This window comes from Companilactobacillus crustorum JCM 15951, assembly GCF_001434585.1.
In the GTDB taxonomy this organism is placed as follows: Bacteria; Bacillota; Bacilli; order Lactobacillales; family Lactobacillaceae; genus Companilactobacillus; species Companilactobacillus crustorum.
On the sequence record NZ_AZDB01000019.1, the window covers coordinates 1 to 12683 of the forward strand.

Sequence of the window (12683 nt, forward strand, 5' to 3'; positions counted from 1 at the left end):
CATCAACTTGATTTGACGAACAGCCAAATTAAATCGACAAAAAAAGAGCTAATGACTTTTGATATTGTAGTCATTAGCTCCCTGTTATTTAAATGTTTAAAATAAGATTATCCAAGTACTTGTACAGTAATATTTTGACGACCAAATTGTAATGCTTCTGAATTAGGCATTGCAATATCTAATTGGTTAGGATTGCTGTAAGCAAAGAGTCCTGTATCATTTACGACACGGTCATAAGTTTTACCGTTACTATCTGTAATTCTTAAATGAGTTCCCTTAGGGAATTTTGACAAGTTAGCAGCAACGCCAGTGTAACCCATATCTGAGCCTAAAACAACGGGATCGTAAGCTGTAGCTGACATTGTCAAAGTTTCTTTAACGTTATCATTTGAAACATAGTCACCCTTAATCCAACGGCTCATACCGACATCATACCAAGTAGTGCCATTAGCATCAGTTTTACTTTCGTAAACGTGAACCATGCTGCCACCAGTTACAGTGCTACCAGAAAAGTTACCATTAGGTGCGTCATAAAGGTTAACACCACCGTTAGCATTAATGTACATATCTTTATCTAAAGAAACTGCGGGAGCTTCTGAAGAAGTATCATTAGCAGATACCCATGTGTCTGTTGCTACTTGATAGTAAGTAACGCCGTCAACGTTAGCTGTTTGGTTGTATGACCAAGCAGATTTGTTTTCTAGACTGATATTCTTACTACTAATATTGCCGTTAGCATCAGGTGTTGTGAATAGTGGAGCACCATTGGCATTTGAAACGTAAATGACACCACTAGCATCTGCTGTTGAAACTGTTGCAGCGTTAACTGTTTGTGTTTGAGCACTAACACCGATTAAGGCAAGTGTTGCGACTGTTAAAATTGATGCTGCAAAATGTTTGATCTTCATATAAAGTGATTCCCCCGAATTGAATACGTGTTTTTTATTATTAAATTTCTCAACGAGAGTAATCATATAACGTCTAGACCATGAAATGTTGAATATAACCCAACTGTAAATTAGTTATAACTTAACTGTAAAGTTCATGTAATTGAATTGAAATATAAATATGTCAAAAAATTAAAAAATATTTTATGAATATTTTTTAATGGCACTTAACATGTCATCAATATTATTGACCATAACACCATTCATTTTAATTAATCCTACTGTATAATTATTAATATATGCAAAAGGATTTTCACCAAGACCCTTCACAGCTTCAAGCTTCTCAGGATTTTCAAAACCATGCTGACGAAGATCAGTGTAGACACCAATTACCGGAATTTCTTTTCCAAAGGCCAAACCAATTTCTGAAGCCACGCCGTCGTCCATTGTGTCGCCATCAAGAATTGCTACCACTAAATCGGAAGAAAGGAGTTCGTTGTTATCTTCTTGAGCAATTTTGATAGAGTCAGCATAGTTCATTTTGTCATTGATATCACCGTTTTCTTGAGGAAGATAAACTTCAATAGAGCTGTCCATCTTTCTGATCTTATCAACCACTACTTCATTAAACATGCGGTCAGCTAGGGCAAACAGACCATTGGCAAAATAAATTTTCATTAAAAAATCCTTCTTTCTATTTTATGTTCTGTAATATCTTATCATGTAACAGAAGGAGATAGATAAAAATTATTAACATACCAGTAATTTTGGATAAAAATATATCAATTTTTGATAATTTTATTTACCTATGAGGATATAAAATAGTGAATAATGGATATATAATATATAGTGCAAGGTTTAAGTGATAATAAATTGTTATTTAGATAGAAATTTTAATTTAATCAAATCATATAAAACACTACGATTATTGGGGACGGTCACTCAATCAATTAAGATACTTCTATTAAATAATGATTGGAGGGAATTATTATTTTAAATCCTGTTACCTTACCAGGCATGAGTTACGTTGCTAACTTTCGCTTACCCTTCGAATATTAGTTCATTAAGACAATGTTAACTCTACATAAATCAAAAAAGAAGCTATGGCACCCCTTGCCATAGCTTCTTTTTTGACGATTATTCGACTACTTGAATCCAACCTTCAGGTGCTTCAACAGTTCCAAATTGAATACCGGTTAAAGTATCATACAATTTTTTCGTAATGGGACCGACCTCAGTTTCACTATAAAAGACGTGAAGTTTACCATTGTGTTCCAAACCGCCAATTGGTGAAATGACTGCAGCAGTACCGCAGGCTCCAGCTTCTTTGAATTTATCCAATTGATCAACGTAAACATCGCCTTCTTCGGCACCTAAACCTAAACGGTTCTTAGCTAACCATAGCAGTGAATATTTGGTAATACTTGGAAGAATAGAAGGTGATTTAGGTGTGAGGAAAACATTGTCTTTTGTGATACCAAAAAAGTTAGCTGAGCCAACTTCCTCAATTTTTTCATGATTGATGGGATCAAGATAGACACAGTCAGCATAGCCATTGTCATGGGCCTGAGCACCTGGGTAAAGACTAGCAGCATAATTTCCACCGACTTTACTTTGACCAGTACCTTTGTGAGCAGCACGATCATATTGAGAAGTTGTGAAATTGACCGGAGTTAAACCACCCTTGAAGTAATTACCAACAGGCATAGCAAAGATAGTAAAAATATATTCGGGAGCAGCATGTACTCCAATTTGTTCACCAGTACCAATAATTAAAGGACGAATATAAAGAGTAGCTCCAGTACCATAGGGTGGTACGAAGTCAGCATTAGCTTTTACAACAGATTTCACAGCTTCAATGAATTGATCTTCAGGAAAAACGGGCATTAAAAGTCGTTCACAAGATTCCTTTAAACGTTTGGCATTACGGTCAGGACGGAATAGTTGGATGTGATTATCTGGTGTACGATAAGCCTTCATACCTTCAAAAGCTGCTTGACCATAGTGGAGAACCGGAGAAGCTTCACTGATATGTAGAGTACTATCATCTGTTAGTCCTGCATCCTGCCATTTTCCATCTTTAAAATGAGCAGTAAAACGATAAGGTAAGTCCATATAATTGAAACCTAGATTGTTCCAATCAATTTTTGTTGCATCTGCTTTTGCCATAATTTATATCTCCTTTATTAAATTCATCCTAATAAATTAAAATATTATTAGATTTATTAGACTAATCATAATTAATGAATAACAAAGTGTCAATAAGTAATTTATCTGGCAGATTCAGGACATTTCTTTAGGTAAAAATTTGAGGGCTAGGTACAATTAAAATATGAAAGTTGAAGGGGAAAATAATGAAAAAAAATAGAACGATTATTTCAATAGCGATTACGTTAGTAGTTATAGTCGCCGGTCTTTTTTTAGGCTTTAACCATCATGCTCAAGCAGTTAATTCTGATAAGTATATCCAAAGTTCAACCCCAACTTTATTTTTCCATGGTTATGGCAGCAGCTTCAATGCAGAGACGCAAATGACGAATGCTATTAAGGATGCTGGAGTAACTAAAACCATTGTTAGAGTTAACGTGAGTCCTAATGGTTATGTCAAAATGATAGGAACAATTCCTAAGAAGGCTAAAAATCCTTTAATTGAAGTTAATTATGACAATAACAAAATGACTGATTTTCATACAGCTGGAGAATGGGTAAAAAACGTCATTGATTTGTTGAGAAAAGATTACAAATTCAATAGTGTTAATTTGATCGGTCATTCTATGGGAAATATGGCTATCAATTTTTATATTATGGATAATGCCGGTAAAAAGGGCATGCCTAAAGTTAATAAAGTCGTTGATATTGCTGGCCATTTTAATGGTATTTTAGGACGAGATGACAAACCCAATCAGATGAAACTGAAAAATAATGGCGAACCAACTAAATTGAATAGCTCTTATAAAGAATTAATGAAATTACGCAAGGTTTATCCAACCAATGTTGACGTTTTAAATATTTATGGCGATAAAGATGATGGAACACATTCAGATGGTGCCGTTAGCAATGCTTCCTCCCAATCCTTGAGATATTTGGTAAAGAATCGAGCTCATTCTTATCGTGAAAAGGAGATTGTAGGAAAAATGGCTCAACACAGCAAATTGCATGAGAATAAACAAGTTGATAATTTATTGGTCAACTTTATATGGAAGAAATAAATTTGAAGTATAATTTTATTGTAAAAAAATCCAGAGAGTGTGACAGAACTTGGTAGTTTCCGAGTATTAACATAAAAAGTGCAATATTCATATTATGAATATTGCACTTTTTGCTGTTAAACGGAAGAAACTGAGTTCTGTTGCACGTTTATGCTGCAAATTTCTATTAATAAAATAGATGTCATCGTCCCTGGATTTTTACGTTGTTCGGAAATTGAATGATAGTTTTAATGTTGAATAAATGGATACCAGCCAGCTAAAGTAAAACCAATCAAAGCCGTGACTAAGCAAAAAATAATAACTGCCCAAATTAGTGATTTATTAATTGTCTGCTGGCCTTTGCGAGCAAAAGCAATTTCAACTAACGCAATAAATATTAAAGCAATTACGATTTTAACAATTAAGAGTGTAGGTTCGACGGACCAAGCTCTTATAGCTAGTTTTATACCTGTAGCGATAATTATCAAATAGCCAATTCTAGTAATCATTTCATAAACTTTTGTGTGCGTATTAGTAAATAATGCCAATAAAATCATGATAGCCATAATAATCCAAGTAATTAAATGAGTCCATAACCAAATCATAAAAAATCCCTCCAATAGTGATTATAGTAACATGATTATCTTACTAAAGTTTGGTTGAAGTATAAGGATTTCCGCCTTCCCCCAAAATTGAAATTTGGCTGGAACGCTGCGGGCACGACTTGAAACTTGTACTACACACAATTTCACGGCTGAGCCAATTTCAACTTTTGCTCCAGGCTAATATAATCGAATATTTAAAGTTGGCAGTATTCATTTGCTTTTTTAAAAAAGAAATTAATTTATCATTTGTGTCCATTATGATCACATCCTTTGTTGTTCTATAATTCTTGCTAGATATTAGATATGTTATACTTTGCTTGTTTTAATAAAAGTTAATCAGCTAGGGGAATTATTATGACAAATACTGATATTACAACCATTGGTAATATTATCTTTACACTTTTACCTATTATTGTTTTTATTTTTGCTATTAAAATTACAAATAGATCATTAACCTTATTAAAGGTTCAAAATCATCAATTAAAAATGTTGGAAAGGAAAATTAATAAAAAAAGATGTTAAAGAATATATACTTTGTTCTTTTAATGATTGCTATTATACTTGCAATCGTTACAATATTTGAGGTAATATCTAAAGTCAAAAAAATCATATCTTTGAAAAAAGAGAATCAAAGATTGGAATTTAGAATACTAAAAAAGCTCATTGATAATTCTCAATCCTTTTGAATTCTATTAATAAAACAATGTAACAATCAGCGCTGATAAGTTACATAGAAAATAAAAATATAAGTACAATCACAATCATTAAATTAACAAATTATTTTTTTCTAAAAAAGATTCAAATTTATGCCCACTATAAAAAGGACATCTTCTACTCGTTTTTATTATTTCTATTGCTAATTCCTGGTAATAATCCTGTTGATCATTTATTGGTTTGTTTTTAATTGCTTTGAAGATGAGTGGTTGCATACATGATAAAATTTTATCTTCATCGTTTGCTTTTATAGCTTTAAATAAATCTTTTTTAATATTCATTATTAATTGAAGTGAACCCCTTAGTTTGGACTCAAACCAAATTAAAGGGTTTTTCTTATGGTCAAATTTAATTTAGACTTTAAAACAAAAATAGTAACCGAATATTTAAACGGCTGTGGTTCAACAACATTGGCAAAAAGATATGGGATTGTCAGAGCGGATACCGTTCTTAACTGGGTTCTTAGTTTTGAATTACGTGGGGTCAAGGGACTTGAACTAAGTAAAATGGACTCAAATTATTCTAGTCAGTTTAAAGTTGAAGTATTGGACTGGAAAAATCAATACGAAGCCTCGCTTCCAGCGACGGCCCTACACTTTAATTTATCTTCTCCAAATACAGTTTGGAAATGGCTGAAGAAATATGATGATATGGGTATAGCCGAATTGGAATGACGCAGAGGTAATTCTAAAATGGCTAGAAAAAATACAAAAGAAAATTTAATTTAAGAATAAGGACACAATGAAGAAATAAAGAGACTTAAACAAGAGAATATTAATGTTAAGGGCTCAAAATGATGGATATTCATTATGACAAAAAAGTCGATCTCATTCAGTCTATGATTGAAGGATCGACTTCTATAACAATAGACGTATCAAGACAAAACTAAACGGAAAGTCACCGGTCAAATACCGAGAACTTTCCGTTTTAAAAGCAACATAATTAAATGTAAAACTTAGGGGTTCAGATCAAACTCGAGTTTGAGTTACCGTCCTTTTCATATTAAGCAGATTAATGTTAATTATCTTGAAGATTTTTTTTGCGCTTTTTATAATCATCTTCCGTTACGTTGCCTTTAGCATACTCTTGATTTAAAAGTTCCAAAGCAGTAGTTTTATGATATTTTTCATGAGTGTAATTGTTCAAATAAATTACTGCTAGAATTATAAAAAAACTTATTAGACCGAAAAATAGAAGGCCACTGTTCATAAATCCCATGGAACCTAACCAGTGACAGCCTGCATAATTCATCGTGATCTAACATCTCCCTTAAGTAAATTTGCCTTGATTATAATTTGTACTTAAAGGAGTAGCAATAATACTGCCTTTTTATTTAGATAAAGGTGCACTTTGACGGAAAACTAATTTAGTGGCTAAATCGATTCTTTTAGCGACATGACGGGGATTATTAAGTCGATCCTGAATTTGATCAACGGCTGTAGTACCCATTTGGGTAGTCGCAACGTCTACAGAACTGAGTTCAGGATTGACATAGCTGGCAAGGGAAGTGTTATTAAAGCTGAAAATATTAACACGGTCTGGAACTTGGACATTAGCTTCTTGTAAAGCTTTTAGTGCTCCAGCTGCCATTGGATCATTGGCGATGAAGAAAGCGTGAGGCAGGCTATCTAATGAATGAAGTGCATTTTTCATCTGCTGATAGCCAGACTCTTTAGTGAAGTCGCCTTTAAAACAATATTCTGGATGAAAAATATTATATTGATCCATTGCGTTTTTAAAATTATTATAGCGAAAATCGTGAATGATTCTTAAGCCATCAGTGGATTGTTCTTCACCATAAATCAAGCCGATATCAGTAATATCTTCTTCAACAAAGTAATCGACAACTTGTTTGATACCATAACGAAAATCTGTAAGAATTGTATCAAATCCCATTGAAAACTGGTCATCATCGATGAAGACTAAATTATGAGAAATTTGTTGGAGTTGCTGAACTTGTTGCTGACTAAATTTTCCAACGGCAATAATTCCATCAATGTCTGTAGGTATTTCATCCAAATCATTATGAAAAATTCGGACAATATCGAAACCATAGGTAGGAGCCTGTTGTTCTATACCTTCACGGATAGTCATATAGTAAAGATCGTCTTGTTCCTTTGATTCGGAATACCATTGAACTAGGGCGATGTGTTTTTGAAAACGAGTGTTGTTTCGATGATTCGCTTTTTGATAGTTTAATTCAGTTGCAATTCTAAGTATATTAGCTCTTGTCTGATCGGCAACTGAAAGAGTCAAATCGTTATTAAGTACTCGTGAAACGGTAGCTGGTGAGACGTTGGCTTTTTGGGCAATATCTTTTAAAGTTGCCATTATGCCAAACTTTCAATAAATTTATCAAAAGCTCGTTGGCCTTGATTGTTCCATTTGAAGACACCAGCATCTTCCAGAACTCTAGCAAAGACTAAACCAGTTTCTTTTTCGACGATATCAGTAACATTGCCGTCATTAAATTTATATTTATTTTTAAGTTGATCGGCCCAAGTTTTATGATATGCGGCTATTTTATTGGGCTGATCGAGTAAGTAACGTTCGACTTCAACTAATTCAGATTTTAAGCGAGCAGGTAAAATTGCTCGTCCCATAACTTCAATTAAACCAATATTTTCTTTCTTGATATGTTGGACGTCTTGATGAGGATGAAAAATACCATCAGGATATTTTTCAGAAGTTTGATTGTCGCGGAGAACGATATCCATGACATATTGGTTATTTTGATGGTAAGCAATTGGCGTGACTGTATGATGACGGGTTTCATCGGTATATGCTTGGATAGAGACAGACTCGTCAGAATAGTTCATCCAATTTTCGTGAACTAAGGTGGCGGCTTTAACTAATTCTTCCGGATCCGAGCTAGTTAAACGAATAGTTGATAGGGGCCATTTGACGATACCAGCCTTTACATGATCGATTGGCAAGTCGATTTCTCTGTCAATTGGAGCTTTCATCATTGGAAAATCATGACGTCCGCCTTGATAGTGATCGTGACTTAGCATAGAACCGCCGACGATTGGCAAATCTGCATTGCTTCCGACAAAATATTGAGGAAAGATGCGAATAATTTCTAGAAGATTGTTGAAAGTATGCTGATTGATCACCATTGGCTGATGAACTTGGTTTAAGAAAATGGCATGCTCTTGGAAATAGGCATAAGGGGAATATTGGAAGCCCCAAGTTTGGCCACCCAAAGCAAAACGAATCACTCGGTGATTGCTTCTGGCAGGGTAACCTAAACGACCTAAATAGCCTTCATTTTGGAGACAAAGCTGACACTTAGGATAGCCAGTTTGTTTTTGTTTCCCGGCAGCAGCAATTGCTTTAGGATCTTTTTCAGGTTTGGATAAATTGATCGTAATTTCTAAATTACCATAGTCAGTTGCAACCTGATAAGAAATATTTTTGGCAATGGCTTTAACTTTGATGTAGTCATTGTCCTGGCTCATATGATAAAAGTAATCTGTGGCTTTTTCAGGACTGGTTTGGTAAAGGTTCCAGAAGGTTTGATTTACTTTTGAGGGTAATGACGTAATAAAGTCCATCAACTGATCATTTAAAATTTCTTTAGATGTTTGATCATCAGAAATCTTGTGATTTTTAATAGCAGTTGCTATCAAAGCAGTTTTTACATCGTCATTTTCTTGATGATTGTCATCGCCAACTAAAGCACAGATGCGATTATAAAGATAGATACGATCGAGTTCTTGATAGTCATTATCAGCATTGATTATTCGATCGACAAATTGATCGACACAAGACATTATTTTTCCACCTCGGAGATTTTAATTTCGCTAGGACCGTCAGCAATTTCAGCAATATAAAAGTCAGCATTATAGCCAATCTTATTTTGATAAATTTTACCAACATTAATTTTGAAGTTTTCTACTTGGTCTTTTTTAACAAGGGCAATAGCACAGCCACCAAAGCCAGCACCGACCATACGGGCACCTAAAACGCCAGGTTGTTGCCAAGCAGCCTCTACTAAAGTATCTAATTCGATACCAGTTACTTCATAATCATAGTGTAGTGAAATGTGAGAAGCGTTAACTAACTTACCAAATTCAACTAGATCATTGTTTTTAAGGTAGTTGATAGCTTTAAGCGTTCTTTGATTTTCGAAAACGGCATGACGAGCACGACGTATTAAAGTGTCATCGTTGATTAGATAAGAGTTACGGTCAAAATCATCAATTGATAATTCACCCAATGATTTAATCTTTAATTTTGTCTGCAAAAGAGCAAGTGCTTTTTCGCACTGACTCCGGCGTTCATTATATTTAGAATCAGCCAAAGCGCGATGTTTATTAGTATTCATAATGACAATAACGTGATCGCCTAGTTCTACAGGAGCGTAATGATATTCCATTGTATTAGTATCGAGTAGGATTGCTTGATTCTTTTTACCCATACCAACGGCAAATTCATCCATAATACCGGAGTTTACACCGATATAATTGTTTTCGTTTTGTTGTCCCATTTTAACCAAATCAAGTTGTTCGATGCCTAAATGGAAAACATCATTTAAAATGTTACCCATCAAAAGTTCAATCGAAGCAGAAGACGATAATCCGGCACCATCGGGAAGGTTACCATGGATATAAAGGTTGAAACCGTGATTTAATTTATAGCCGGCTTGCATGATTAAATAAATCATTCCTTTAGGGTAATTAGCCCAGTCGTCAGCCTCTTTATAGGCCAAATCACTAAGGGAAACAGTAATGATACCAGTGTCAGGTAGATTTTCAGAGTACATCTTAATTGTTTGATCATCACGATTTCCGAATGCTGCATATGTTCCTAAACTAATAGCACATGGGAAAACATTTCCACCATTATAATCAGTGTGTTCACCGATCAAATTGATTCTACCAGGTGAGAAAAATAATTTTTCAGCTGGGGTATTAAAGATTTTCTTGTAGCCATCTAAAATTTCATTAGTATCCATAACTATTCTCCATTTTTACTAAATATTTACTTAACAAAATGATAGCGCTTTCTGTGCTATAAAACAAGGTGTAGAGATTTAATAATTTTGATAAAATGTTATGATTATAAGCATGAGAGTTCGCAATGACACAACAGAGGAGAAGCTAATGAAAACCGCAGTGGTAACCGATACAGCATCTTACTTAACACCGGAACAGATTAAGAAATATAATATTACTGTTTTACCAATAACGGTTATTTTGGGAGATAAGCAGTATAAAGAAACGGAAGAATTAACTGACCAAAAATTCTATGATTATTTGCGTAATGAACCAGAATTGCCAACCACCGCTCAAGTATCAATGGGACAGATTCAACAAGCGTATGATCGCTTAGTTGATGAAGGCTATGATACGATTATTTCGATTCATTTATCATTGGGAATCACTTCATTTATGGATAACTTGCGTATGTTTGTTAAAGATTATGACAAAGCTAAAGTTTATCCATTTGATTCGATGGCAGCTAGTGCAGCTGAGGCTGATTTAGTGATGTTAGCGGGAACGTTAGCGCAAAAGGGGATTGATCCCGAAAAAATAATTTCTGAATTAAAAGATTTACGTGATTCTACTCATATCTTATTTGCTGTTAATGATTTGAAACATTTAAGCAGAACCGGACGTTTAAGCAATCATTCAGCTATTATTGGCAGTTTGTTAGATGTCAAACCGCTTTTGACATTTAAAGATGGTAAAATTTTTGCGATTGCTAAGGAAAGAACTATGCATCGTGCTTTTAAGATGATTTCAACTGAGATACAAAAATACGTTGAACAGCATCCTGATTGGAAACTGCATATTACGATTGTTGATTCCAATAATCGTGAAATGCTAACTAAATGGACTGAAGATTTTGAGCAGACTTTTCCAATGGCTAGAATATCTCAGAGTCATTTAGGACCAGCTATTAGTGTTCACACTGGTGAAAAAACTATGGGTGTCGTTTGGGATAAGGATTTTGAAAATGAAAACTAGAATAATGATTTACGTTGATGATGTAGATATGAATGTTGAATTTTGGACCGAAGAATTTGGTGCAAAAGTAATAGCTCGCCAAACATTAAATGGCGGGTATCAAAATGTGATAGTTGGTATTTCTAAAGAAATAGAATTATCTATTTTTCCTAAAGACTATATTCGAATCTATTCACCAGAAGTATCTGAAAATGTTCCTTCATTAATGTTCTTTGCAGATAACTTTGATCAACTACATGATGAATTACTTAGTGCTGGAGAGATAACGGAAGTAAATGGTGTGTTAACTTTTAATTTTCAAGATCCAGAGGGAAATTATTTCGTAGTTGCTAAGTCGCAGGACTAATCAAAAACAGCAGGTTCGTTGCAGGATCTGCTGTTTTTATGTGAAATGACAATATGTAATTTTTATGGGTAAATAATTGAAAGTGATTTCGGCGACCAATACAATTGTCGCAAAGGTAGCAGAAAGGAAATCTTTGAAATGAAAATTAACCTCCAAGAACAATTGATCGACACTTTGACCAATTATATTCAAACTTTGCCATCAAATACCAGATTACCTTCTGAACGTCAGTTGGCCGATAAATATGAAGTTTCTCGAAATACTATTCGGTGTGCTTTGATGAATATGGAAGTAACTGGTTTGATTAGACGTATTCACGGTAAAGGGACTTTTGTTAATCGGGTTAATCTAAATAGTGATTTAGGCAGCAATTTTCAATTTGGGGAACAAATGCGTCAGCTTGGTAAAGTTCCTAGGACTGAAGTTATTAGCTTTGAAAAAAGGGATGTTAATGCTTACTTTGCTCAAAGTATGAATTTAAAGTTAGGGGAAGAAGTCATTAAAGTAGAACGACTACGCCTAGCAGATGAACAGCCTATGATGCTTGAAAGAAGTTTTTTACCGTTAAAAATATTCCCCACATTGACTAAAGAGATGCTTCAAGAAAAAACAATGTATAGTGTTTTTCAAGAGAGATTTGACGAAAAAATTAGTTATGCTGATGAGTACTTTTTAGCCAGTGTTATTAGCCATGTAGATAGTGAGCTTATGGGAATAATGGAGGGAACTCCTTGTTTAAATTTGAAAAGAACAACTTATGACCAGCATCAGCGGGTAATTGAATTTACTCTGAGCGTCGCTCGATGCGATGAGTTTGCTTATCACATTAGACACAAATTAATTGATAAATAATAGCTTTTGCTTAAATTGTTTTTATAAAGTTCAATTCATCGAAGATTATGATTTTTTTGATAACCAGTTACAATAGAAAACAGTGTAGTGACCTAAATGGGTAGGTACTACACCGT

At 34.2% G+C, this 12683-nt stretch carries 16 protein-coding genes; 7 read left to right on the forward strand and 9 right to left on the reverse strand.

The annotated features are described in order from the left end of the window. Positions 1-107: 107 nt before the first annotated feature. From FD26_RS06435 to FD26_RS06445, 3 genes are all read right to left on the reverse strand, one after another. Positions 108-908, reverse strand: coding sequence for an RlpA-like double-psi beta-barrel domain-containing protein (locus tag FD26_RS06435; RefSeq protein WP_057867610.1), 801 nt, complete (start codon positions 906-908; stop codon positions 108-110). A gap of 183 nt (positions 909-1091) precedes the next feature. Then, positions 1092-1565 carry a nucleoside 2-deoxyribosyltransferase gene (locus tag FD26_RS06440; protein ID WP_057867611.1) on the reverse strand — a complete coding sequence of 158 codons (474 nt, stop codon included), beginning with the start codon at positions 1563-1565 and terminating at the stop codon, positions 1092-1094. A 459-nt stretch (positions 1566-2024) separates the two neighbouring features. Next, positions 2025-3056, reverse strand: a complete 1032-nt coding sequence (locus FD26_RS06445; protein WP_057867612.1) for a branched-chain amino acid aminotransferase — start codon at positions 3054-3056, stop codon at positions 2025-2027. A 185-nt stretch (positions 3057-3241) separates the two neighbouring features. Between FD26_RS06445 and FD26_RS06450 the strand changes: the two genes are divergently transcribed. Beyond that, on the forward strand, positions 3242-4096 hold the full coding sequence (locus tag FD26_RS06450) for an alpha/beta hydrolase (protein WP_082596246.1): 855 nt from the start codon (positions 3242-3244) through the stop codon (positions 4094-4096). A 227-nt stretch (positions 4097-4323) separates the two neighbouring features. Here FD26_RS06450 and FD26_RS06455 read toward each other — a convergent pair whose 3' ends face one another. After that, positions 4324-4680 (reverse strand): DUF1516 family protein, encoded by a 357-nt coding sequence (locus FD26_RS06455; protein ID WP_057867613.1) that lies wholly within the window; start codon positions 4678-4680, stop codon positions 4324-4326. Positions 4681-5034: 354 nt separating this feature from the next. Between FD26_RS06455 and FD26_RS11055 the strand changes: the two genes are divergently transcribed. Further along, complete coding sequence (locus tag FD26_RS11055) at positions 5035-5202, forward strand: hypothetical protein (RefSeq protein WP_156401780.1); 168 nt, start codon at positions 5035-5037, stop codon at positions 5200-5202. Positions 5203-5444: 242 nt separating this feature from the next. On the opposite strand, the gene FD26_RS06460 is transcribed toward FD26_RS11055, so the two are convergent. After that, a complete protein-coding gene (locus FD26_RS06460; RefSeq protein ID WP_057867614.1) occupies positions 5445-5675 on the reverse strand; it encodes a hypothetical protein in 231 nt (76 codons plus the stop codon). A gap of 57 nt (positions 5676-5732) precedes the next feature. Here FD26_RS06460 and FD26_RS06465 point away from each other — a divergent pair, with 57 nt between their 5' ends. Further along, positions 5733-6068, forward strand: coding sequence for a helix-turn-helix domain-containing protein (locus FD26_RS06465; RefSeq protein WP_057867615.1), 336 nt, complete (start codon positions 5733-5735; stop codon positions 6066-6068). Between the two features lie 175 nt (positions 6069-6243). Then, entirely contained in the window at positions 6244-6336 is a 93-nt protein-coding gene (locus FD26_RS11465) for an IS3 family transposase (RefSeq protein ID WP_371862029.1), read from the forward strand. Between the two features lie 75 nt (positions 6337-6411). Here the strand turns inward: FD26_RS11465 and FD26_RS06470 are convergent, their stop codons facing one another. From FD26_RS06470 to FD26_RS06485, 4 genes are all read right to left on the reverse strand, one after another. Continuing rightward, complete coding sequence (locus tag FD26_RS06470; RefSeq protein WP_057867616.1) at positions 6412-6645, reverse strand: SHOCT domain-containing protein; 234 nt, start codon at positions 6643-6645, stop codon at positions 6412-6414. A gap of 78 nt (positions 6646-6723) precedes the next feature. Continuing rightward, complete coding sequence (locus FD26_RS06475) at positions 6724-7728, reverse strand: LacI family DNA-binding transcriptional regulator (RefSeq protein ID WP_162254848.1); 1005 nt, start codon at positions 7726-7728, stop codon at positions 6724-6726. Further along, on the reverse strand, positions 7725-9170 hold the full coding sequence (locus FD26_RS06480; RefSeq protein ID WP_057867618.1) for a UDP-glucose--hexose-1-phosphate uridylyltransferase: 1446 nt from the start codon (positions 9168-9170) through the stop codon (positions 7725-7727). The genes FD26_RS06475 and FD26_RS06480 overlap by 4 nt, the downstream gene beginning before the upstream one ends. Further along, positions 9170-10354: a galactokinase gene (locus FD26_RS06485; RefSeq protein WP_057867619.1), complete on the reverse strand. Its 1185-nt coding sequence runs from the start codon at positions 10352-10354 to the stop codon at positions 9170-9172. Before FD26_RS06485 ends, FD26_RS06480 begins: the two co-directional genes overlap by 1 nt. 148 nt (positions 10355-10502) lie before the next feature. Here FD26_RS06485 and FD26_RS06490 point away from each other — a divergent pair, with 148 nt between their 5' ends. The 3 genes from FD26_RS06490 to FD26_RS06500 all read left to right on the forward strand — a co-directional run bounded on the left by FD26_RS06490 (position 10503) and on the right by FD26_RS06500 (position 12567). Next, entirely contained in the window at positions 10503-11369 is an 867-nt protein-coding gene (locus FD26_RS06490) for a DegV family protein (RefSeq protein ID WP_057867620.1), read from the forward strand. Beyond that, on the forward strand, positions 11359-11715 hold the full coding sequence (locus FD26_RS06495) for a VOC family protein (protein ID WP_057867621.1): 357 nt from the start codon (positions 11359-11361) through the stop codon (positions 11713-11715). The genes FD26_RS06490 and FD26_RS06495 overlap by 11 nt, the downstream gene beginning before the upstream one ends. 138 nt (positions 11716-11853) lie before the next feature. Continuing rightward, positions 11854-12567: a GntR family transcriptional regulator gene (locus tag FD26_RS06500; RefSeq protein ID WP_057867622.1), complete on the forward strand. Its 714-nt coding sequence runs from the start codon at positions 11854-11856 to the stop codon at positions 12565-12567. Positions 12568-12683: the final 116 nt, after the last annotated feature.